The sequence below is a fragment of the Streptomyces sp. NPDC048338 genome, assembly GCF_043201055.1.
GTDB lineage: Bacteria > Actinomycetota > Actinomycetes > Streptomycetales > Streptomycetaceae > Streptomyces.
Genome location: NZ_JBICYQ010000023.1, coordinates 19,159 through 40,260 on the forward strand (window position 1 = coordinate 19,159; position 21,102 = coordinate 40,260).

Consider the following 21,102-nt stretch of genomic DNA (forward strand, 5'->3'; position numbering starts at 1 on the left):
GCTCAGGCAGTTGAGGAGGCTTCCGGAAGAATGGGTGGTCCCTGATGGGGACACTCCGCACCGCGCCACAAAGACCTCGGGTGCAGACTTGAGGTTAACACTACCGGCTCCAACAAACATTCCCCCTCTCCATCACCGGCAATCCCGCGCCCTACGGGGCGAGCGGCAGAACACTCGCTCCGGACGCGTCGAGGTCGAGCCGGTTCGCGGCCCATCCGTCGCCTGCCAGTCGGGCGACCTTGTCGGCCGTCCCGTGTTCGGCCAGCGCGAGCACCGTGGGGCCCGCGCCGGAGATGACCGCGGGGACGCCGTCCGCCCGCAGTCGGTTCACGAGCGCGATGCTCTCCGGCATCGCGGGCGCCCGGTACTCCTGGTGCAGCCGGTCCTCGGTGGCCGCGAGCAGCAGCTCGGGGCGGCGGGTCAGAGCCTCCACGAGGAGCGCGGCGCGCCCGGCGTTGGCCGCGGCGTCGACGTGCGGGACCGTACGGGGCAGCAGGCCGCGGGCGGTCTCGGTCAGCACCGGCTTCCCGGGGACGAAAACCACCGGAACGATGGAATCGGAGGGGGCCATCCTGATCGCCCGGGCGGCGCCCGACTCGGTCCAGGCGAGGGTGAATCCGCCGAGCAGACAGGCGGCGACGTTGTCGGGGTGTCCCTCGATCTCGGTGGCCAGTTCCAGCAGGGCCGCCTCGTCGAGGCGGGCGTCCCCGCCTATGGTCACGGCGCGGGCGGCCACGATGCCGGCGCAGATGGCGGCGGAGGAGGAGCCGAGGCCCCGGCCGTGCGGAATGCGGTTGGCGCAGACGACCTCGAGGCCGCGCGGCTGCCCGCCGAGCAGGTCGAAGGCGGTACGCAGCGAGCGCACGAGCAGGTGGCTCTCGTCGCGCGGGAGCGTGTCGGCGCCCTCGCCGGCGATGTCGATGTGCAGCCCGGAGTCGGCGACCCGGACGACGACGTCGTCGTAGAGACCCAGCGACAGGCCGAAGGCATCGAAGCCCGGGCCGAGGTTGGCGCTGGTGGCGGGAACGCGCACCCTTACGGCGGCGGCGCGGAACGCGGGACCGGCCATCGCTCGATGACTCTCCTTGACTCTGACTGCGGGATTTACAAGAGAAGTACCTGGGACCCGGGGGCCGTTTCTGCCTCGGGGGCGACAACGGCAACGACACCGCGCATATGCAACGGGGCGGGTTCGGTACAGCCTATCGAAGGAAGGTTCTGTGGCGACATAGGGCGCACAGGAGGCGCACGATGCGTGTCGCGAGCCTTCCTGTGCGCCTATGTACGTTCCTGGTCGGGTTTGCCTCCGCGGGGAATCCCCTGGTGGGAGCCACCGGGGGTGCCGCGGAGGCGGACCCGACCGGATCTCGCGGGACCGGAGTTACGCGAGACCGAGGCGCTCGGCGGCGGCCGCGGCGTCGACCGGGACGGTGACGGGCTGGGGCGCGCCGGCGACCGCCCAGTCGGGGTCCTTCAGGCCGTTGCCGGTGACCGTGCAGACGATGCGCTGGCCCGGGTCGACCTTGCCCTGCTCGGCGGCCTTCAGCAGGCCGGCCACCGACGCGGCCGAGGCGGGCTCGACGAAGACGCCCTCCTGGGAGGCCAACAGGCGGTAGGCGCGCAGGATCTCACGGTCCGTCACCTCGTCGATGAAGCCGCCCGACTCGTCGCGCGCGGCGATCGCGTAGTCCCACGAGGCCGGGTTGCCGATGCGGATCGCGGTCGCGATGGTCGTCGGGTCCTTGACGACCTCGCCGCGCACGAGCGGCGCCGAGCCGGATGCCTGGAAGCCCCACATCCGCGGCCGGTGCGTGGACATCGCGTCGGCGGCGTACTCGGTGTACCCCTTCCAGTACGCCGTGATGTTGCCGGCGTTGCCGACCGGCAGCACGTGGATGTCGGGGGCGTCGCCGAGCGCGTCGACGATCTCGAACGCGGCGGTCTTCTGGCCCTCGATACGCACCGGGTTGACCGAATTGACCAGAGCCACCGGGTAGTTCTCGGAGAGGCTGCGCGCCAGCCTCAGGCAGTCGTCGAAGTTGCCGTCGACCTGGAGGATCTTCGCGCCGTGCACGAGGGCCTGGCCCATCTTGCCGAGCGCGATCTTGCCCTGCGGCACGAGGACGGCGGACACCATGCCGGCGCGCACCGCGTAAGCGGCCGCGGACGCCGAGGTGTTGCCGGTGGAGGCGCAGATGACGGCCTGCGCGCCCTCCTCCTTGGCCCGGGTGATGGCCATCGTCATGCCGCGGTCCTTGAAGGACCCGGTGGGGTTGGCGCCCTCGACCTTGAGGTGCACCTCGCATCCGGTGCGCTCGGAGAGCACCTGAGCGGGGACGAGCGGCGTGCCCCCCTCACGGAGCGTGACGACGGGCGTCTTGTCCGTGACCGGAAGGCGGTCCCGGTACTCCTCGATGATGCCGCGCCACTGGTGGGTGCCCTTGCTGGTCATGGGTCCTTACTCCCCTTCAACACGCATGATGCTGGCGACACCGCGCACGGTGTCGAGCTTGCGCAGCGCCTCGACGGTCCCGGAGAGGGCGGCGTCGGGCGCGCGGTGGGTGACGACGACGAGGGAGGCCTCGCCGTCCTTGCCCGTCTGGCGGACGGTGTCGATGGACACGCCGTGCTCGGCGAAGACCGTCGCGACCTGGGCGAGGACGCCCGGCTTGTCGGCCACGTCGAGGCTAATGTGATACCGCGTCACGACCTCGCCCATGGGGCTCACGGGCAGCTGGGTGTACGCGGACTCGCCGGGGCCGTTGGCCTCGTTGAGCTTGTTCCGGCACACGGCGACGAGGTCGCCGAGTACGGCCGAGGCGGTCGGGGAACCGCCGGCGCCGGGGCCGTAGAACATCAGGCGTCCGGCGGCCTCGGCCTCGACGAAGACCGCGTTGTACGCCTCGCGGACGGAGGCGAGCGGGTGGCTGAGCGGGATCATCGCGGGGTGCACGCGCGCGGTGACGGACTCGCCGTCGGCGGAGCGCTCGCAGATGGCGAGCAGCTTGATGGTGCAGCCCATGCGCTTGGCGGAGGCGAAGTCCGCGGCGGTGACCTCGGTCATGCCCTCGCGGTAGACGTCGTCGAGCCGGACCCGGGTGTGGAAGGCGATCCCGGCGAGGATCGCGGCCTTGGCGGCGGCGTCGAAGCCCTCGACGTCGGCGGTCGGGTCGGCCTCGGCGTATCCGAGGGCGGTCGCCTCGTCGAGCGCCTCGGAGTACCCGGCGCCGGAGGTGTCCATCTTGTCGAGGATGAAGTTCGTCGTCCCGTTGACGATGCCCATCACGCGGTTGATCTTGTCGCCGGCGAGGGACTCGCGCAGCGGCCGGATGAGCGGGATGGCGCCGGCGACGGCGGCCTCGTAGTAGAGGTCCTGGCCGTGCTGCTCGGCGGCGGCGTACAGGCTCGCGCCGTCCTGGGCGAGCAGCGCCTTGTTCGCCGAGACGACCGAGATGCCGTGCTCGAAGGCGGTGGTGATGAGGGAGCGGGCCGGCTCGACACCGCCGATGACCTCGACGACGACGTCGATGTCGCCCCGTTTGACCAGGGCGGTGGCGTCGGTGGTGATCAGCTCGGGCGCGATGCCCTCGCGGACCTTGTCCGGTCGGCGGACCGCCACGCCGGCGAGCTCGACCGGGGCGCCGATGCGCGCGGCGAGGTCGTCGGCGTGCGTCGTCATGATGCGCGCCACCTCTGAGCCGACCACACCACAGCCCAGCAGCGCCACCTTCAGCGGACGCGTACGCATCATCCGACCTCGTTTCTCGTACTTCTTCGTATCTCTACGGTGGGAACCAGTCTCACTCACCGGACGGAGGTTTCTGCCCTCCGTCCGGATCCTGAGACATCTATTTCATCACCCGACATCGAGACGCAGGAGATCTTCCTCCGTCTCGCGCCGGACGATCACCCGGGCCTCGCCGTCGCGGACGGCGACGACGGGCGGGCGGAGCGCGTGGTTGTAGTTGCTGGCCATGGAGCGGCAGTACGCGCCGGTCGCCGGTACGGCGATCAGGTCGCCGGGCGCCAGGTCGGCGGGCAGGAAAGCGTCCTTGACCACGATGTCGCCGCTCTCGCAGTGCTTGCCGACGACCCGGGACAGCATCGGCTCGGCCTCGCTGGTCCGTGAGACGAGCGCGACGCTGTACTCGGCGTCGTACAGCGCGGTCCGGATGTTGTCGGACATGCCGCCGTCGACGCTCACGTAGGTCCGCAGCCCGTCGAGGGGCTTGATCGTGCCGACCTCGTAGAGGGTGAACGCGGTCGGACCGACGATCGCGCGCCCGGGCTCGACCGAGATGCGGGGCGTGCGCAGCCCGGCGGCCTCGCACTCGCGCGTCACGATCTCGGTGAGGGCCTTGGCGATGTGGTGCGGCTCGCGCGGGTCGTCCTCGGAGGTGTAGGCGATGCCGAGCCCGCCGCCGAGGTCGATCTCGGGCAGCTCGACGCCGTGCTCGTCGCGGACCTCGGCGAGCAGCTGGACGACACGGCGGGCGGAGACCTCGAAGCCCGCCATGTCGAAGATCTGCGAGCCGATGTGCGAGTGGATGCCGATGAGCTCCAGGCCGTCCAGGCGCAGCGCCCGACGCACGGCCTCGGCGGCCTGGCCGCCGGCGAGGGCGATGCCGAACTTCTGGTCCTCGTGCGCCGTGGCGATGAACTCGTGGGTGTGCGCCTCGACGCCGACGGTGACCCGGATCTGGACGCGCTGGCGCTTGCCGAGGGCCTGGGCGATGTGGGCGACGCGGACGATCTCCTGGAAGGAGTCGAGGACGATACGGCCGACGCCGGCGGCGACGGCGCGCTCGATCTCCTCGGGGGACTTGTTGTTCCCGTGGAAGGCGATGCGCTCGGCCGGCATGCCGGCGTCGAGGGCGGTGGCCAGCTCGCCGCCGGAGCACACGTCGAGGTTCAGTCCCTCTTCCTTGAGCCACCGCACGATCGCCCGGGACAGGAACGCCTTGCCCGCGTAGAAGACGTCGGCGTCCTTGCCGAAGGCGTCCGCCCAGGCGCGGCAGCGGGCGCGGAAGTCGGACTCGTCGAGGAAGTAGGCGGGGGTGCCGAACTCCTCGGCGAGCTCGGCGACCGTCAACCCGCCGACGGTGGCGACACCCTGCTCGTTCCGCTCGACCGTCCGGGCCCAGACCTTGGGGTCGAGCCGGTTCAGGTCGGTGGGCGGCGCGGTGTAGTGCCCCTCGGGGAGGACGTCGGCGTGGCGGGGCCCTGCGGGGTGGGCGGAACGACTCATGTCTGCTCTTTCAGATCCGATCGGGTGCGCTGATGCCGAGCAGGGACAGGCCACCGGCGAGCACCGTCCCGGCGGCTTCGGCGAGCGCGAGCCGGGAACGGTGGGCGGCCGAGGGTTTCTCGTCGCCGCGGGGCAGCACCGTGTGCTGGAAGTCGAGCAGCACGTCGGCGACCGCCTCCAGCTGCCGGACCACCCGGTCGGGCGCGCGATACCGGGCGGCGGCGGCGAGCACGGCGGGCTGATCCCCGAGCACGGCGACGAGGCGACGGGCGTGGGGGGGTTGGGGGTCTTGGGCGGGGGCGGGCCGGTCGGAGGCCGGGGCGGGCCGTTCGGCGGCGGATCCCGGCGCCTCGTCCCCGGCGGGGGCGAACCCGAGCTGCCGCGCGTTGTGCAGGAGGGCGCGGACCCGTGCATGCGCGTACCGGACCCGGAAGAGGGGGTTCCCCTCCTGCTGCCGGAGGAGTTCGTCGCCGAGGCGGGCGGTGTCGTGCGCGGCGGCGGAGAGAAGCCCCCACCGGGCGGCGTCCGGACCGAGCCGGTCCAGCAGCTCGCGGGCGGTGTACGGGACGGGCAGCGGGACCACGTCGGCGACAGCGTGCCGCTCCCCCGCCTCCGGCGCCTCGGCTCCGGGCCGTGCGCCGAGCAGCCCCCACTCGGGGTCGTCGGGACCCTCGCAACCGACCTCGACCCGATACCCCTGGGAGACGAGGATCCGGCTCGCGGCGTCGGCGACGACGGCGGCCCGCAGGTCGGCGCGGTGGACGAGCCGCGCGGTCGCGCCGTGGGGCTCGCGCCACCCGTAGCGCCGACCCTCGCGCAGGATCTCGCGCACGAGGGCCTGCTCCGCGTCCTGCCGCAGCGTGAAGTTCAGGAAACCGGCGCCGGTGACGTCGACGGCGGCGAGCCCGGGGCTGTGTTCGAGGCGTTCCTTGAGGATCCCGGCGACGTCCAGGGGCCGGCGCCCGGCGGGGCGGGCCAAGGTGAGGGCGATGTTGCTGGCGTAGTCGCCGCGCCCTCCGGGCCGGGACCGCTCGACCTTCACGCGCTCGGGCAGATCGCCCGCGTCGACCCGCAGCGCACCGTCGTCGACCGCACGGCGCACGGCGTGCAGCACGGTGAGGGAGAGGTCCGCGGGGGTCACGGGACCAGCGTAGGGGAGAAGGGGGGGCCAAAAGCGAACCGGTTTCGCCATGCGGGCACCCGGCACTCCCGGGCCTCCGAACAGGGATCCGTACGCCCGGTCCCGACGCGACTAGATGTGCTGCCCGGGAAGGTTCCGGCTCTCCGCGCGGCCGACCCCGTGTCTGCCGTCGACACCAGACGGCCCCTCCTGACCGTCCCGGCGCTCACGCCGGTCCCGGTGCATGAGCTGCCGCACGACGCGGACGAGCTCGGCGGGTTCGAAGGGCTTGGCGAGGAAGGCGTCGACACCGACGGCGAAGCCGCTCTCGGTCTCGTACTGGGTGCAGGCACTGACGATCGCGACGGGCAGATGACTGGTCCGCGGATCGGAGCGCAGCCGCTCGGCGGTGCGTAGGCCGTCCAAGCGAGGCATGACGACGTCCAGGGTGACGACATCAGGACAAACCTGATGAACGACATCCAGACACTCGGCACCATCGGCCGCGGTCACCACCTCGAAGCCCTCGAGCTCGAGATTGACCCTGATCAACTGCCGGATCACCCGGTTGTCATCGACAACGAGCACCCGCCCGGACACGCCTGACACACGACGAGAGTAGGTCGCGCCGCGGGGCCGCGTCCGTGTTTTGCCCACTTCCGACCCGTGCGGGGGAACGAAGCCCCCGTGACGCGACGGAAATACCTGTTCACGGGCACCGCTCCGATGCTGGTAGGGTTCTACCCGTCGCCGCTGAACGCGGCAACGCCCCCGTAGCTCAGGGGATAGAGCAACGGCCTCCGGAGCCGTGTGCGCAGGTTCGAATCCTGCCGGGGGCACTTCGCAGGAAGTGCCTAGAGACCCCGCCACCAGCAGAGATGCTGAGGACGGGGTCTTCTTGCATGCGCAGGCGTGCGCGGGGCTGGGCGGGCGTATGACAGGGTCTGTGGACGAGGCGTGGACGGGATCTTGGGGGCGTCGCCGCAGGTGAGGTCCAGGCGAGGACAGAGACGGCCGGCCCGCTGAAGGGCACGGGACTCAGGCCTGGCTCCACGCCTGACGATGACGAGCGACGCTGTACACCTGCTCGACCTGGTCAGCCGTCAGTGCCCCTGAGAGCGGCGCCAGAGCAGCGACTTGGCGCTCCTGGTACACCCGGACGCTGAGTTGCGTGGCGACCACCTTGAGGTCGGTGACGCCGACGAAGACGAGGACCGGTTCAACCGGTACAGGGAATCCGCAGTACTGCTCCAGCACCCGGACCACACGCTTGGCCTCTGCTCGGCTCTTGCGGACGTAAGGCGCCGGCTTGCCGTGATTGACCTTCACCGCGTCGTCGCCGACCCATACGGCCTTGTCGTGGTGATGTTTCGTGTTGATGCTGAACACTCCTCCAGGGCCGATCAGCAAGTGGTCGACGTCCACACGGTCACCCAAGGGAATCGAGTGCAGGACCCGCCAGCCGTGCCGCTCCAACCGGTTCAGCTCGCCTCCCACGCGCTTCTCCCCCGCCAGTCCTTTCCGCCACGAGTCCCACTTGCTAGGGCGCCGCAGGAGCCGTGAGACGACACGCTCCATGAGACCCGGGCCAGACTTGTCGAGCAGGTCACGAAGGGCTTCACCGGGACGGTTGGCGGACAGGTCGTCGGCCGGCAGCAGAGGCGGCAGCACCGGACGGGCTTCAGCCCCAGATGTCCCCTGTGGCAAGTCCGATGCGGAGACCTTCCGTAAGCGGTGCGTCAGCGCGGCGATCACGTCATCGCGATACTCAGCAACCAGGACGGTGATGTCCCCCGTCGTCACGTCCGCCCAACCGACCGCTGCACCATCGGGCAGATTCGCATACAGGCGATCATGTCCGTACCGCTTCCATCGCGTGATCTCCAGCTCCACGAGCCCCCCTCGTCCGCTCTCCGCTCGCAGCATCGCAGTGGGTAGGGCTGAAAACGAGTGAGGCCCCGGACAAGATGTCCGGAGCCTCAATGGGGTGATGCACAGTGCTTCACTCGTACTCGCGAAGAAGATCCTCAATGCGCCGGTTGGCGACGTCCTGGCGCCCGTCGAGGCACTTCGCGTAGCGGGTCAGCAGTACCTCCACGCTGTTGCCGGCGCGCTCGGCCACCTCGGTCGGGTCGACGCCCGCGTTGAGCCAGGTCGACAGTGCCGAGTGCCGAAGGTCGTACGGCCGACTCGCGAGCGGCGAGGCCGCGATGGCCGGCGGGAGCGCGAGGAGCCTGGCCTCCTGCCAGACGCGGTAGTAGGTCGAGGAGGGGACCACCGAACCCTTCTCGCTGAAGAACAGTCGACCGTCGTCCGCGGTGCCGAAGACGGTCAGATGCTCACGAAGAACGGCGACCAGATGCGGGGGGATGGGCACCCTGCGGATGTCCTCGGTCGGCCGGTTCTTCAGGCCGCGGTCGTCGTGCGTCTCTCCCGAATCGGTCCACTGCTTGCCCACCGACGGACGGGTGCGGTGGAGCAGGGCCGAGCCCCAGCCCTGCTCGGGGAGGACCAGGTCCGTCTCGACCAGGCCGACGGCTTCTGCCGGCCGCAGGCCACCGAAGTACATCGCGGCGAACAGGCCGACGAGCCGACGGCCGCGGGCACGCCGGTACCCGCCCACGTAGGAGACGGCTGTCAGGAGGTTGCGGGCCTGCTCCGGGTTGGCGACGATGCGCGGGTCGACCTGGTTGGACACCTTCGGCTTCTGCCAGCGAACGGCCGTGATCGGGTTCTCGCGCAGCTCCCCCAGGTCCACCGCGTAGTTCGCGGCGTTCACGAGCGTCCGGCGCTTACGTCGCACGGTTTCCGCTGCCGCCGCGGTCCCATCGAGCTTGAGCTTCAGAGCGTCGAGCACGGCGCGGGCGGTGGCGGGCTCGGCAAGATCGGCAAGCGGCCGAGACGCCTTGGACACCCAGTGAAGGACGTTGCTCACGTCGTCGGGCACCTCTCGCCCATCAGGCCCCGGCAGTACGAAGGCCCAGTTGCGCAACGCTCTACGGACTACCTCGTCGGATGGCCGGCCGGGACGCTCAGTGAGGAGTTCCACTGTCACGCTGGTAAGCGATTCATTGATGCCGTCCCGCGTATTGGGGGCGGCATGCGGCCACTTCATGGCGAGATACCTGAGAGCGAAGTCGTACCACGTCACCGCGGACTTCTTCTCTTCCATGGAGGCCGGGAGACCCGATTCCGAATCGAACTCCTCGCCGTCTCGCATCGCACGCATGAGCTTCGTGCGGTAGTGATCGGCAAGCGCTTTGGTCCGGAACGATTCCGAGAACACGTTGCCCGCCACAGACCAACGGGCACCGTATGAAGGCGTCTTGGTGTCGCGCTTCCGGACACCCCACACCTTCACATCGAGGGACTTCACGCCGCTGCCTCCAACTGTCGGAGCCACGTGGAGAAGTCGCTCCTCCAGACTCGGAGTTCTCCATTGGGGAGCTTGAAGGCGGCCGGCCCCTGCCCCAGCTCACGCCATCGGTAGAAGGTCCGTCGCGAGACCCCACCCAGCTCGGCGAGGATCTGCGGGACGGTCATCAGCTCGTCCTTCACGACAGCTCTCCTTCCAGTTCGGACAGTTCGGCACGGATCTCGCGGGCGTGGTCACGGTTGTGCTGGATGTCGCGGTGGATGTTGGCGGCGAGCCAGGATTCGCCGGGTGTGTGGCCGTGGCCGGCGTAGGTCCAGTGGGCGACCACGAGCACGGTGGCTTCCGGGTCGTCGTCGGGGTCGGGGAGGCCGAGTGCGGTGCGCTGCTGGGCGGCGCGGTAGTCGGCGCGGACCTGGCGTAAGGCGCCGAGGGTGGTGGAGTAGCGGCGGGATTTGGTGGAGAAGTGGCCGCGGAAGCCGAGCATGTGGGCCCAGGCCAGGAGTCGCCGGTCGGGGTAGGCCCGGTCGAGGTCCATGCACGCTTCCATCAGGCGCCGGGGATGGTCGGGGACGTCGAGGAGGATCAGGGCTTCTCTGTTGCCCACGCGGTGGTCCACGGACCCGGTGGTCTCGGCGGCCTTGGTGGCGTACTTGGCGACGTAGGCGGCGACGGCCTGTTCGGTGAGGTCTTCGCCCTGGCCGAAGGCCTTGATGGGCTGCACGTCGAGCTGCGTGCCCCAGGTGAGCTTCACGTCCTGGTCCACGCCGAAGTCGGGCGCGGCGGGGACGACGACCTGAGCGCGGGCGGCGGCGGCGCGGATGGCGTCGGTGAGGAGGTCGAGGGTGGCCCAGGTCGGGGGCGGGGTGTCGGGGCCTTGGGGGCCGTCGAAGCGGATCACGGCGTGGAAGTGGACCGCGCCGCGTTTCTGGTACTCGGCGACCTTGCCGAAGGAGACGCGGGACTGTTCGCGGGCAGCCTTCTGGGTGAGGCCGGCACGGCGGGCGATCTCGCGACGGAGGTAGATCGTGAAGTAGCGCCACAGTTCGGAAGCGTGGTTGTTCCACAGCACCGCACCCGCGTAGTCGTATCGGTCGGGGTGGAGCGGGGTGCCGAGTTCGGGCGCGTCCTCCTGGTGCTGGATGCCGCAGCGGCACGGCCGGCTGCCGGGCCGGTTGTGGACCGGGCCGAAGGACGGGGCTGTGAGGGTGGCAAAGACGCGGGGGTGGTCACGGATGGTTTCGGGGGTGCCCTTGTCCGGGTTGCCGACGAGGCCGGCGCGGATCAGGTGGTAGGTGTCGCCTGCGTAGGTCCAGGCGCAGGACGGGCAGCGGGAGGCGCGCCGGTTGCCGCAGGCGACCCGCAGGACTCCGCCGGGCTCGGTGTCGGTCGAGTACGCGTGGAGCACGGTCCGGGTGGACGGGTCGAGGAGCTTGGTGCCGCCGGACAGGCGGATGGGGGCGGCGCATCCTCCGGTGCGGCGGAGTTGGTCGGTGAGGCGGTCGAAGCCGGGGGACCCGGCCACCCGGAGCAGATCGCTCAGAGTGGCCGGGTCCAGGCCCGCCAGAGTGGCGGCGTCGGTCACTTGCTCCCCTTCTTGTGAGCGCGGCCGTGGTGGGCGGTGTAGTCATCGACGAGGGCGGCGACGTCGCGGGAGCCGCGGGCGCTATCGGACTGGCCGCAGCTGCCGCAGTGGTAAGAGCCGGCGGGCTCGCTGGCGGTCCTGGTCGACCAGGCGGCGGGGTCGTCGTGGAAGCGGTAGATCGGCTCGGCCTCGACGTGCAGGCCGGGGCTCTCCTTGCTCGGCGTTAAGAAGCCCACGGCGGTTACCGCCCCGTGCGGACGAGATCGGCGCGGACGGTGTGACCGAGGCCCCGGCAGGCAGGGCAGTGGACACGGATGGTGTTCCGGATGCCGTCGACGGCCGGAAGGCCGGTTGTGATGGTGACGGTGGCAAAGCCATCGCAGTCGCGGCACACACGCCGGGGCTGGGTGGTCTGGGGCATGATGAGCTCTCCCTTTCGGGTCCTTTGGATCTGGGATGGGTTCAGGCACCCGGAGCGGCGGAAGTTTGGCGACCGAGGCCGCTCCGGGGGCCGCTTAGCGTGTGTTGCGCCTGCCGTGGCCCTTGGCCGCGTACATCGACATGTCGGCGGCGGACAGCGCGTCCGTGAGGATCGGGACCGGCAGGTGTCTGCGGTGGCAGTGGCCGACCGAGGCCGAGACCCGCAGGGTGTGCCCGCTGTGGGTGACCGGCTGGTCCAGCGCGACCTGGAGAGCCGGAAGGCCGGCGGTGTGGGCAGGGTCGGCGACGATGGCGGCGAACTCGTCTCCCCCGAGGCGGGCGGCGATCCCATGCCGTCCGCACCAGGCCGTCAGGCGATCGGCAGTGGCAGCCAGAACCGTGTCACCGGCGGCATGACCGTGGGTGTCGTTGACGGCCTTGAAGTCGTCCAGGTCGACCAGGACCACGAGCGCGTTCGTGTGCCGGGACATGAGGTGTTCGGCCCGAGCGGTCCAACCGGCGCGGGTGTGGAGGCCGGTCAGCGGGTCTCGGCGGGCCGTGGCCAGGCGGCGGACGAGCAGGCTGCCGTGGAAGGCCCAGCCCAGGGCCGGTAAGCCCGCAGCCGCGATCGTGTACGTGTCCATGACGGTCACCGGCCCTGCTGCATGTCGCGGACGAGCAGCCGCAGGACGACAGCGATGACGGCGACGGAGACGCCGGTGATGGCGACCGCCAGGAGGAGCGAGACGAGGACGGTGCCGACGACCAGGACCACAGCCCCGCCACCGGCCGCCAGGGCAAGAACACTGCCCGGGGTGAGCTGGACCGTCGTACGGGTCGAGGCGGCCCGCATCGGAGCCTGGCCGTGGTTGCAGGCCGCGGGCTCGACAGCAGTTGTCGGGGCGGGCGGCGCGAGCGGGGTGGTGTGGCCGGTCGGGAGCGGGTTGACCGGGACGTGCGGTCGGAGCATGGCGGGTCTCCCTACTTGGTGATCGTGTGGTCGATGAGCGGGGCGAGGACGCTGTCGGCGAGGAGGTAGCCGCCGAGGAGGATCACGGCGACGAGCCACCAGGGCGGGCGGATGAGCTTGATGCCGAGGGCGCCGACGACGATCAGGGCGAGCCAGAGCGGGACGTCCATGACGCGAACTCCTTGAGGGTCAGCGCGGGTTGCAGCGGTGGGTGCGGGCGGCGAGTTCGGCGGCGGCGCGGGTGTTGTAGTCGGCCGAGAAGTCGCAGCCGGGGGCTGTGCACACGGCGGTGTGCTTGGTGCGGCCACGGCCGTCTCGGTGGGTGCCGACGCACACAGGTCCGAAGCGGGCGATGTTGTGGAAGCGATTCGGGCGCACAGGTCTTACTCCTTCCTGGGTCAGGCGAGCTGGAGGGCGATCGAGTCCGCCAGCGCGGACGGGATGCCGAGACGGCTGCGAAGAGTGGCCGCGTCGATCGGGGCACCGGTCTGGGCGTGATGGGCGTCCGCGATCTTCCGGGCATGGTCGAGCAGTGCCGGCGGAACGGTGACGGCAGGCGCCTGCGCTACGGGCTCCGGCGGGACGTCCTGCCGAGCGGGTCCGGCCGGCGGGAGCTCCGGGGCTGGTTCGGGGGCCCGCTCCACCGTCAGATCCGGCAGAGCTTCGCGTTCGGTATCGACCGCAGGCTCAGCCTCTGGCTGCGGCACATCGGTAGGTGAGTGGGCCAGGAGCGTGCCGCCGAGGAAGGCGAGCGCGGGCCATCCAGCGACGAGGATGCGCAGCCAGGGCGGTACGTCGGTCATGTCGAGCATTCCGGCGGTGGCGACGTTGGCACCGAGGGACGCGATCAGGGCGATGGCGAACCAGAGCCAGGCATCACGGTTGCCCCCATCAGCTCGCATCCGGCGCCAGGCGGCGACCAACAGCAGGTCGACGCTCACCGGGTAGGCCCACGCCTTCCAGCCGTCTTGTCCGGCCGCCGCAGCCAGGTCGTGCAGATGGGAGAACGACAGGGCTCCGGCGATGACGGCCTGGATGAGCACGGCGTCGAAGCGGAGGGTTCGGGACACGGGTCACCTCCTTACGGGCATGGGTCGGGTAGGGACCTGGCGCGAGATGGTCACGCCGACCAGAGAGGGAAGAGGCGTCAGTCGGTCGCCGGGATCGGCTTCACCAGCGGGATCGGCCCGTGGACCTCGACGGGAACGCGGACCACCGGCCGGTAGGGGGCGAGGCGCGGAACGGCGGGCGTCAGGTGCGCGTACTCCACGCAGATCGCGGCTGCTTCGGCTGAGCTCAACTCGGGCGTACGGATGCGGGACCAGCCGCCGGACGTATCGCCGGCCACTGCGACGCCGGGCCGGTCCGGCGGGATCGTCAGTACGGTGACCACGGCGTCCGGGGCGATGTCCCCCACGCCCATCTCGGCGGTCTGCTTGTCATTGACCCGGTGGACGACCCGGCCGGTGAGCTGGGCACGGAGCGCGGTGGCACCCTTGCCCAGGTCGGAGCCGAACCGCTGCCCGCAGACCTCCAGGAAGATGCCGGCCGCCCGGGCCATCTGCCCGAGCCTGATCAACTGGGTGACCATCCGGTCCCGGCGTTCCTCCTCCTTCTTGGTCGCGACGAGGAACAGCTCCGCGACCTCGTCCACCAGGACCACGACCGGCACAGGCCGGAGCTCTTCCGGCAGGGCCCAGATGTCGGCCGCCCCCTGCTCGCTCAGCAGGTCGAAGCGGGACTCCATCTCCCCCACCAGTGCTTCCAGGAGACCGTCGGCTTCCTCGGGCGCGACCGCGAGGGCCGACAGGCGGGGCGCGTAACCGCGCTGCTCGACGCCCCGCTTGCAGTCGATCCCGACGAGGGCGACGGGCAGCCGGGCGAGCCCCGCGATCAGGTTGCGTTGATACATGGACTTGCCCGACTGGTTCGCGCCGAGCGTCAGCGCGTGCGGGACCTTCAGGTAGTCCCGGACGAACGCGGTGCCGTCCTCCCGCAGCGCCACCGGGACCGCCATCGACCCGGTAGGAACCCGGCGCGGCAACGTCACCCGACGCAGCACGTCGTAGCCGGTCATCCGCAGTTCCACGAATCCCGGCTTCGTCTCCATCACGTTGACCGAGTGGACACCCCAGGCGTGCCGCAGCCGTTCGGATGCCGCCATCACGTCGGCGGGCTCCAGGCCGGCCGGGAGCCGGAGCGTGACCCGCATCCCGGTCGAGGAACCCCGCACGCGGCGGACCTTCGGCGGTACGGGCTGGACATCAGTGCGGCGGGCGACGGTGCGGACCATGAACGCCCGCAGGCGGGACGGCTGCACCGTCAGACCACACACATCCATGGTCGAGCGGTAGGTCGCCGCGAACCGCACGCCGGCGACAGGCAGACCCACCAGCGACCAGTACACGCGCGGCGCGCGGACCTTCGCGTAGCCGAGACCACCACCCGCGCCGGCGAGCGGGAGGCCGACCTCCCATAACGTCGACAGGTCAGTCACGGTCAGACCCCGGTCGTGAGGGCGACGGCGCGGAACGAGATGCCGTGCCGGGTCTGGCCGTTGAACGTGTTCTCCCAGTCCCGGGCCTTGAGCCCGATCACCGACACCGGCATACCCGGCGCCAGGCCCTCCGGGAGGCCGGTCTCCGGGATGGTCACCTGGTAGAGGTTGCCCTCTCCCTCGTCCGAGATGAGAAGTCCGACCGTGGAGAGTCCGGCACCGGTCTCCCGGTCCATGGCGCGCTCACCGGTCTGCTTGCTCACGAGCTTCGGCGTGGGAGCGGTCGCGACGAACACCACGGCGGTCGACGTGTCGATCTTGAAGGACGGCATGGTTGTTCTCCTTGGAGATGGCAGGAAGGATCGAGATGACCAACTTGGCTAGCTAGGTTGGTCACATCTCGAAGGTAGGAGACATGGCTAGCCATGTCAACAACATGACTGGCGTGACTGTCCTGCCTGGGAGGTCTCGCCTACCATCGACCCATGACCTTCGTCCCCGAGCCGCTAGACCCCGACGACGACCGAGCCCCCTACGAGCAGGTGGCCAGCAGCCTCAGCGCCGCCATCCGTACGAGGCGGCTCGGCCCGGGCGAAAAGCTCCCGTCCCACGCCAAGCTGACGGAGCTTTACGGGTTCGCCCGGGCGACGATTCAGCGCGCGTTGCGCGACCTCGAAGACGAAGGGCTCGTGGTCTCCCGCAAGGGCAGTGGCGTCTACGTCCGCAACCGGACCGAGAGGCCGGCGGGACTGCGGCCGTACGTCGAGCAGGCATTCGCCAAGGACCATGTGACGATCGACTTCGCGGGGTTCTCCAGCGAGACGCTGCACGGCGCGCTACAGGAGCCGCTCGACAAAATCCGCGTTGGCCGACTCACGCCGTCGAGCATCACGATGCGGATACTCGTCCCGGACATGTCCGTGCCGCAGGCCGCGCCAGTACGCATGGAGGATGGGGCAGATGACCAGCGGCTTCGCGACCGCATGCATGACATCATGGTCAGCTACACCCGAAGCATCCGGGACGCCATCGCCGAGCTGGAACACCTCGGCCTGGTCGCCGAGACCCGGATCAGCGTCCGCGTCCACAGCGGTACGCAGTTCTTCAAGCTGTACGTAATCAACAACGAAGACGCGTTCTTCGGGTACTACCCGATCCGCCCCAACAAGGTGGTCGCGCAAGGCGAGACGCTTGAGATCTACGACCTGGTCGGCAAGGACACCACGCTCTTCCACCACTCGATCAACGACGGCGAGTCCTCCAGCGGAGCGCAGCAGGTGCAGCAGGCCCGCATGTGGTTCGACAGCGTCTGGGAGACCATCGGAAGGGACTTCGACCTTGACGCACGATGACCAGCTCTCGGACATCCTGGCGAACGCACGCGTGATCCTCCTCGACTTCGACGGGCCCGTGTGCGACGTGTTCGCTGGGTCTCCCGCCCCCGAGGTCGCGAAGCAACTGACGGCACTTCTCTCCGTCCAGGACGCGTCCGCGGGCACCAGGGCCGCCGCGACCGACGATCCGATCGAGGTCCTTCGTATCGCCCACGAAGCGAACGCCGAAGTGGGCCAGCAGGTGGAGGAAGCCCTGACGGCCGCAGAGGTCGAAGCCGTCGCGGTGGCCGGCCCGCCGACCCGGGGGTCAGTGGAGGCCCTCCAGGCCGCACGCTCCTCAGGACGAGCCGTTGTGGTGGTGAGCAACAACTCCGCCGACTGCGTTGAACGCTTCCTGGAGCTGCACGGCCTGGAGGAGTACGTAGCGAAAGTCGTCGGGCGACCGTCCGGGCAGCCCCACTTGATGAAGCCCAATCCGTTCCCGCTCATCACCGCGGCCGAGCAGGTGCACATGGACGTCACGAACTGCACCCTGATCGGCGACTCGCTCACGGACATTGAGGCCGCTCATGCAGCCGGTACGACGGTGATCGCCTACGCCAACAAGCCTCACAAGGCTGACCTGTTCGCCGATGCTCATGCGGACGTCATCACAGAGGACATGCAGGCCATCGCCGACGCACTCACACCGGCGTAGCCCAGGAGCGCAGGGGAGCTGTTACAGGTTTCTCTACCTCATCAAGTGCGGCTCGCTCCGCTCCCCGCGCGCGGCCCGGCCCCCGGCCAGGCCTGCGCTCCAGTCTCCGCCCCGCTCCAGCCCGGCCAGCACCCGTGCCGCGCAATGCAGAGCCAGGACAGGAGCACCGGAGCCAATTTTAGATATTTTTAACCCATATTGTCCAAATTGATCTCACCGAGATCGCTCATTTGTGTGATACAGACTGCCCCTAACTGCCTTTACCATCTGCTGAAGACAGCTCATCTCGAGCGATCGGCAGAGAGCGAACGGTGGCATCACATGGCGGAGCAAAATTCCCGACCTCAAGCTCACGATCAGGGCCTTTTCACCGTAGAGGAGCATGCCACCGCAAGGCAGTCGCCAATCCTTCTACCTGGTGAACGAGTCAACTTCAACGAAAGTACCGACCAGAGAATAGACGAAGCCGCGAAGTACAGGCAAAGCGATTTTCGTATCGTGACGGAACAAGCCCGTTACCAGGTCGCTCAGATTCCCGACCTGGTGGCCGGGAAGGAGTGGAATCTCAACCCAGATTTCCAGCGCCGCCATCGATGGAACCCCGATAAGCAATCTAGGCTCATCGAATCCATCATGCTTAACGTGCCCATTCCTCCGATTTTCCTTTACGAGGCAGAACTGAGCAAGTTCGAAGTCATGGACGGCCTTCAGCGTCTAACTGCCATTTCGGAGTTCTATAAAGATAGCTACGCCCTCCGCGATCTCCAGTATTTCCCACAGCATAACGGTAAGCGCTACTCCGACTTGGACGAAATGTCACAACGCGGTATCGATCGCCGCTACCTTAGCGCTGTCATTCTGTTGCATGAAACTGGCGGACCGTCAGGCCGCGAAGCAGACCTACTGAAACAGCTCGTCTTCGAGCGCATCAATAGCGGTGGCGTAGATCTGACTGCACAGGAATCCCGGAATGCCCTGCTGCCGGGTCCTATGAACCGCCTGTGTCTCGATTTGGCTGAGACGCCTAGTTTTCGCCGCCTCTGGGGTATTACGACTACAAGCAATGAAGAAGAGGGCGAAGGCGAATCGTCACCTGAAAATCATCCCTATTACCGATCGATGTACGACGTCGAATTGGTGCTGCGGTTCTTCGCATATCGGCAAAGATTGATTGCTGGGTCGCGTAACCCAAGGAATCTGAAACTCTTCCTTGACTCCTACCTCAAGGCTGCGAACGGGTATAAGCCCGAACTTCTGACCAAGCTGGGAGCATTGTTCGTTCAAACCTCTGATCTGGTGGAGCAAGTCATGACCCACCGTGCCTTCTGGCTAAAGCGCTTCCGGAACGGGCAGTGGCAATGGATTGAAGAGCCGGCCATCGTTGCGTACGAACCTCTGATGCTTGCTTTTAGTCAAAGGCTCTCACGAAGCACCGAGCTAGTGGATAAGCGACTCGCAATCCGTGAAGGGATCGACCGGTTCTACGAAGAAAACGGAGATCGAATCGACGGTCGCAGGGTCAATACTCGCGACCTAGCCGAGCGCAACAAACTTTACCTTAGTTTTCTTGACGGCCACTTGGACGGCCGGAGCTGAGCATGCATGGAATCTTGAAGGCCGCTCTCGCGCGCTTCGACGAAATCCTCTCAGCTTTGGAGTTCGACGAGAAGCTGCAGTCACTAACAGAGACAAGGGAATCAGCACGAAACTCGGAATGGCGCCGCCTCGTCTACTCGGGCTCTATTATCAATCTATATGGATGCCTCGAGCAGTTTGTGGATGACATCATCGCGCGTTACGCATCCCTGTGTGCCACCTTTTTTCCTGTGTACGCAGACTTGCCCGAGAACATTCAAAAGGCCCATGACAGCCAAGCCCGGCAACTGCTTACCAGGGATAGCGGGGGCCGTCTAGATCGAGACAATATCGATGAGATGCTACGCAGTTTGGCATCATGCCTCGACGGGGCGGAGGACTACACCCTCAGCGGAATTGCGCTCAGCTTCCATGACAGGAATCTTAAAGGCGACATGATGTCAGATTTGCTGAGAAGAGTAAATGTAAGTTTCAGCGACTCAATCGGTAAGATCGACATCAAGACGCTGCAGGATGGAGTCCTATCCGGACTGTACAAGGATATCGAAAGCGTTCTAGCGGACTTGGTCAGTCGTCGAAATGAAATCGCGCACGGAGACTACGTCGATCTGGCTAGTTCCGACATCCTCACGGCAATCTGCGAGGTTCTCAAGAAGCTGGTCACCGCGATATTCGATGAGATTAGAAAAGCCACCTTCCTACATCTGTCGCCGGCGCTAGTCGGTTACGTCAAGCAGTACTACGCGAAGCCAATGGCTCATATCATTGTTCTGGAAGCCACGGAAATCTCGGTGGGTGACACGGTCTTCGGCATCGAAAAGGGATCTTCAAGACTGCGTGCAGCAAAAATCCGCACCCTAAAAGACGAGGACATGGAAGCGCATTGTCTGGCAAAGGATGCGCTGCAAGCAGAGGACGGTTGCATCGGAATGACGTTGACGCCGGATGTAATCTTTGTTGGGAAAGTTGGTTCTCTCAGCACAGAGCTCTCCGCCCTCCTCGCAGATGCGGAGTTCCTTGATTCCCTTTCCAATGAAACGTCAGACGAGCTCGACAGCGGTCGGCCGCAGGAGACAGCAAGCACCTGATCAGCGCGCCAACGGCATCCTTCTTCGAGGTCATCAGCGCCGCTGCCGATGCCAACAAACTTGCACAGAACCTCGTCCTGGTCGACGGCATCTCGCCCGTAACTAGCCGTCTTCGCAGGGCCCCGAGAGCGCGAGTTGCGCAGGTGGCGTATCCGGTCAATTCCAGCAAGGAAGCAGGGGGACCAGCAAAGCTCGGTCTCTCATGACAGCTCCCCAAGAGGTCCTAACAGAAGTTGTTGATCATGTGACTTTCGGTTCGGATGGTCGTTGGTCTGGACGTGGGAAAACGCCAGTCTCGGCCGTGGACCGTGTCGGATGAAGTGTGGTCGTTGATCGAGCCGTTGCTTCCTGAGCGGGCTCCGAAGCAGGTGGAGGGGCGTCCTCGGGTGCCGGACCGGCAGGCGCTCTGCGGGATCCTGTTCGTGCTGCATACCGGGATCCAGTGGGAGTACCTGCCGCAGGAGTTGGGCTTCGGGTCCGGGATGACCTGCTGACGGCGTCTGGCCGCCTGGAACGATGCCGGCGTGTGGGATCAACTGCATCGGCTGCTGCTGAAGAAGCTGCGGGCCGCGAAGAAGCCGGACAACTCCTCCCACGTCAGGGCAGCTCGACGGGGCCCAAAAGCGATCCAGTCCCCCTCGCCGCCTCGCTGACCGGTGGCAACCGCAACGACGTCACCCAGCTGATACCCCTGCTGGACAAGATCCCGTCGGTCGCCGGCCTGGTCGGACGGCCGCGCCGCCGACCCGACAGCCTCCTCGGCGACCGCGGCTACGACCACGACAAGTACCGCCGCCTCGTCCGGGCCCAGGGCATCAAACCGGTGATCGCCCGCCGCGGTGTCTCGCACGGCTCCGGCCTCGGAGTGCACCGCTGGGTCGTAGAGCGGACCATCGCCTGGCTCCACGGCTTTCGACGCCTACGCGTAGCCATCAGCCACCTGACGTTATAGAAAACCGTCGTGGCTGAAGCGGTCGGCTCCGCGACTTTAGCCAGCCACGTTGGCGCGAGCCTCGAAGATCATGGCCCCAACGTCGTGCTTAGCGGGCAGGTCCAGAGACTGCCCGACGCGCCGGAAGCTTACGGGGCCATGATCACTCGCGCCAAAGCAGCTCCCGGCCAAAGTCGCTACGCCGACCTCGCGTATCAGTGCCGGCCGAAGCGCCACTGGTCA

At 67.8% G+C, this 21,102-nt stretch carries 22 protein-coding genes, 1 tRNA gene and 1 pseudogene; 6 read left to right on the top strand and 18 right to left on the bottom strand.

Features of this window, described 5'->3' with window-relative positions; all coding sequences use genetic code 11:
• Window positions 1–151 precede the first annotated feature (151 nt).
• From thrB to ACGFZF_RS36445, 6 genes are all read right to left on the bottom strand, one after another.
• The gene (gene thrB / locus ACGFZF_RS36420; RefSeq protein ID WP_393561448.1) at window positions 152–1,069 is read right to left on the bottom strand and encodes a homoserine kinase; all 918 of its coding nucleotides are present in this window, start codon (window positions 1,067–1,069) and stop codon (window positions 152–154) included.
• A gap of 312 nt (window positions 1,070–1,381) precedes the next feature.
• Window positions 1,382–2,452, bottom strand: a complete 1,071-nt coding sequence (gene thrC, locus ACGFZF_RS36425; RefSeq protein ID WP_393561450.1) for a threonine synthase — start codon at window positions 2,450–2,452, stop codon at window positions 1,382–1,384.
• Window positions 2,453–2,458: 6 nt separating this feature from the next.
• On the bottom strand, window positions 2,459–3,751 hold the full coding sequence (locus ACGFZF_RS36430; RefSeq protein WP_187282894.1) for a homoserine dehydrogenase: 1,293 nt from the start codon (window positions 3,749–3,751) through the stop codon (window positions 2,459–2,461).
• Window positions 3,752–3,856: 105 nt separating this feature from the next.
• Window positions 3,857–5,248, bottom strand: a complete 1,392-nt coding sequence (gene lysA, locus ACGFZF_RS36435; RefSeq protein WP_393561453.1) for a diaminopimelate decarboxylase — start codon at window positions 5,246–5,248, stop codon at window positions 3,857–3,859.
• A gap of 10 nt (window positions 5,249–5,258) precedes the next feature.
• On the bottom strand, window positions 5,259–6,389 hold the full coding sequence (gene nrtL / locus ACGFZF_RS36440; protein WP_393561455.1) for an ArgS-related anticodon-binding protein NrtL: 1,131 nt from the start codon (window positions 6,387–6,389) through the stop codon (window positions 5,259–5,261).
• A 111-nt stretch (window positions 6,390–6,500) separates the two neighbouring features.
• Complete coding sequence (locus ACGFZF_RS36445; RefSeq protein ID WP_393561456.1) at window positions 6,501–7,025, bottom strand: response regulator; 525 nt, start codon at window positions 7,023–7,025, stop codon at window positions 6,501–6,503.
• Between the two features lie 110 nt (window positions 7,026–7,135).
• On the opposite strand from ACGFZF_RS36445, the gene ACGFZF_RS36450 reads away from it, so the two are divergent.
• Window positions 7,136–7,207, top strand: a tRNA-Arg gene (locus ACGFZF_RS36450).
• 199 nt (window positions 7,208–7,406) lie between these two features.
• On the opposite strand, the gene ACGFZF_RS36455 is transcribed toward ACGFZF_RS36450, so the two are convergent.
• From ACGFZF_RS36455 to ACGFZF_RS36510, 12 genes are all read right to left on the bottom strand, one after another.
• Window positions 7,407–8,294, bottom strand: a complete 888-nt coding sequence (locus ACGFZF_RS36455) for a nuclease-related domain-containing protein (protein ID WP_393561458.1) — start codon at window positions 8,292–8,294, stop codon at window positions 7,407–7,409.
• Window positions 8,295–8,370: 76 nt separating this feature from the next.
• Complete coding sequence (locus ACGFZF_RS36460) at window positions 8,371–9,744, bottom strand: tyrosine-type recombinase/integrase (RefSeq protein ID WP_393561460.1); 1,374 nt, start codon at window positions 9,742–9,744, stop codon at window positions 8,371–8,373.
• Window positions 9,741–9,911 (bottom strand): helix-turn-helix transcriptional regulator, encoded by a 171-nt coding sequence (locus tag ACGFZF_RS36465; protein ID WP_393561521.1) that lies wholly within the window; start codon window positions 9,909–9,911, stop codon window positions 9,741–9,743. The genes ACGFZF_RS36460 and ACGFZF_RS36465 overlap by 4 nt, the downstream gene beginning before the upstream one ends.
• Window positions 9,912–9,922: 11 nt before the next feature.
• Complete coding sequence (repSA, locus tag ACGFZF_RS36470) at window positions 9,923–11,326, bottom strand: replication initiator protein RepSA (RefSeq protein ID WP_393561462.1); 1,404 nt, start codon at window positions 11,324–11,326, stop codon at window positions 9,923–9,925.
• Complete coding sequence (locus tag ACGFZF_RS36475; RefSeq protein ID WP_393561464.1) at window positions 11,323–11,562, bottom strand: hypothetical protein; 240 nt, start codon at window positions 11,560–11,562, stop codon at window positions 11,323–11,325. Before ACGFZF_RS36475 ends, repSA begins: the two co-directional genes overlap by 4 nt.
• Before the next feature lie 279 nt (window positions 11,563–11,841).
• Window positions 11,842–12,390, bottom strand: coding sequence for a GGDEF domain-containing protein (locus ACGFZF_RS36480; protein ID WP_393561466.1), 549 nt, complete (start codon window positions 12,388–12,390; stop codon window positions 11,842–11,844).
• 5 nt (window positions 12,391–12,395) lie between these two features.
• Entirely contained in the window at window positions 12,396–12,716 is a 321-nt protein-coding gene (locus tag ACGFZF_RS36485) for a SpdD-like protein (RefSeq protein WP_393561468.1), read from the bottom strand.
• An 11-nt stretch (window positions 12,717–12,727) separates the two neighbouring features.
• Entirely contained in the window at window positions 12,728–12,886 is a 159-nt protein-coding gene (locus ACGFZF_RS36490; protein WP_393561470.1) for a hypothetical protein, read from the bottom strand.
• 19 nt (window positions 12,887–12,905) lie between these two features.
• On the bottom strand, window positions 12,906–13,094 hold the full coding sequence (locus ACGFZF_RS36495; protein ID WP_393561472.1) for a mobile element transfer protein: 189 nt from the start codon (window positions 13,092–13,094) through the stop codon (window positions 12,906–12,908).
• A 20-nt stretch (window positions 13,095–13,114) separates the two neighbouring features.
• Window positions 13,115–13,786: a DUF2637 domain-containing protein gene (locus ACGFZF_RS36500; RefSeq protein WP_393561474.1), complete on the bottom strand. Its 672-nt coding sequence runs from the start codon at window positions 13,784–13,786 to the stop codon at window positions 13,115–13,117.
• A 77-nt stretch (window positions 13,787–13,863) separates the two neighbouring features.
• The gene (locus tag ACGFZF_RS36505; RefSeq protein ID WP_393561477.1) at window positions 13,864–15,213 is read right to left on the bottom strand and encodes an FtsK/SpoIIIE domain-containing protein; all 1,350 of its coding nucleotides are present in this window, start codon (window positions 15,211–15,213) and stop codon (window positions 13,864–13,866) included.
• 2 nt (window positions 15,214–15,215) lie between these two features.
• On the bottom strand, window positions 15,216–15,545 hold the full coding sequence (locus tag ACGFZF_RS36510) for a hypothetical protein (RefSeq protein ID WP_393561479.1): 330 nt from the start codon (window positions 15,543–15,545) through the stop codon (window positions 15,216–15,218).
• 153 nt (window positions 15,546–15,698) lie between these two features.
• On the opposite strand from ACGFZF_RS36510, the gene ACGFZF_RS36515 reads away from it, so the two are divergent.
• The 5 genes and pseudogenes from ACGFZF_RS36515 (at window position 15,699) to ACGFZF_RS36535 (ending at window position 20,880) form a co-directional block, all read left to right on the top strand.
• Window positions 15,699–16,565, top strand: coding sequence for a GntR family transcriptional regulator (locus tag ACGFZF_RS36515; RefSeq protein WP_386542454.1), 867 nt, complete (start codon window positions 15,699–15,701; stop codon window positions 16,563–16,565).
• Entirely contained in the window at window positions 16,552–17,244 is a 693-nt protein-coding gene (locus ACGFZF_RS36520) for an HAD family hydrolase (protein ID WP_393561482.1), read from the top strand. The genes ACGFZF_RS36515 and ACGFZF_RS36520 overlap by 14 nt, the downstream gene beginning before the upstream one ends.
• A gap of 321 nt (window positions 17,245–17,565) precedes the next feature.
• On the top strand, window positions 17,566–18,840 hold the full coding sequence (locus ACGFZF_RS36525) for a DUF262 domain-containing protein (protein WP_393561484.1): 1,275 nt from the start codon (window positions 17,566–17,568) through the stop codon (window positions 18,838–18,840).
• 2 nt (window positions 18,841–18,842) lie between these two features.
• A complete protein-coding gene (locus tag ACGFZF_RS36530; protein ID WP_393561486.1) occupies window positions 18,843–19,928 on the top strand; it encodes an MAE_28990/MAE_18760 family HEPN-like nuclease in 1,086 nt (361 codons plus the stop codon).
• A 260-nt stretch (window positions 19,929–20,188) separates the two neighbouring features.
• Window positions 20,189–20,880: pseudogene (locus ACGFZF_RS36535) on the top strand (transposase).
• Window positions 20,881–21,102 lie beyond the last annotated feature (222 nt).

Coding starts and splice junctions, on each gene's coding strand:
- lysA (WP_393561453.1), bottom strand. CDS start 5,248: ATGAGTCGTTCCGCCCACCCCGCAGGGCCCCGCCACGCCGACGTCCTC.
- ACGFZF_RS36490 (WP_393561470.1), bottom strand. CDS start 12,886: ATGGACGTCCCGCTCTGGCTCGCCCTGATCGTCGTCGGCGCCCTCGGC.
- thrC (WP_393561450.1), bottom strand. CDS start 2,452: ATGACCAGCAAGGGCACCCACCAGTGGCGCGGCATCATCGAGGAGTAC.
- ACGFZF_RS36480 (WP_393561466.1), bottom strand. CDS start 12,390: ATGGACACGTACACGATCGCGGCTGCGGGCTTACCGGCCCTGGGCTGG.
- ACGFZF_RS36510 (WP_393561479.1), bottom strand. CDS start 15,545: ATGCCGTCCTTCAAGATCGACACGTCGACCGCCGTGGTGTTCGTCGCG.
- ACGFZF_RS36485 (WP_393561468.1), bottom strand. CDS start 12,716: ATGCTCCGACCGCACGTCCCGGTCAACCCGCTCCCGACCGGCCACACC.
- thrB (WP_393561448.1), bottom strand. CDS start 1,069: ATGGCCGGTCCCGCGTTCCGCGCCGCCGCCGTAAGGGTGCGCGTTCCC.
- ACGFZF_RS36525 (WP_393561484.1), top strand. CDS start 17,566: ATGGCGGAGCAAAATTCCCGACCTCAAGCTCACGATCAGGGCCTTTTC.
- ACGFZF_RS36530 (WP_393561486.1), top strand. CDS start 18,843: ATGCATGGAATCTTGAAGGCCGCTCTCGCGCGCTTCGACGAAATCCTC.
- ACGFZF_RS36515 (WP_386542454.1), top strand. CDS start 15,699: ATGACCTTCGTCCCCGAGCCGCTAGACCCCGACGACGACCGAGCCCCC.
- ACGFZF_RS36430 (WP_187282894.1), bottom strand. CDS start 3,751: ATGATGCGTACGCGTCCGCTGAAGGTGGCGCTGCTGGGCTGTGGTGTG.
- ACGFZF_RS36465 (WP_393561521.1), bottom strand. CDS start 9,911: ATGACCGTCCCGCAGATCCTCGCCGAGCTGGGTGGGGTCTCGCGACGG.
- ACGFZF_RS36455 (WP_393561458.1), bottom strand. CDS start 8,294: ATGCTGCGAGCGGAGAGCGGACGAGGGGGGCTCGTGGAGCTGGAGATC.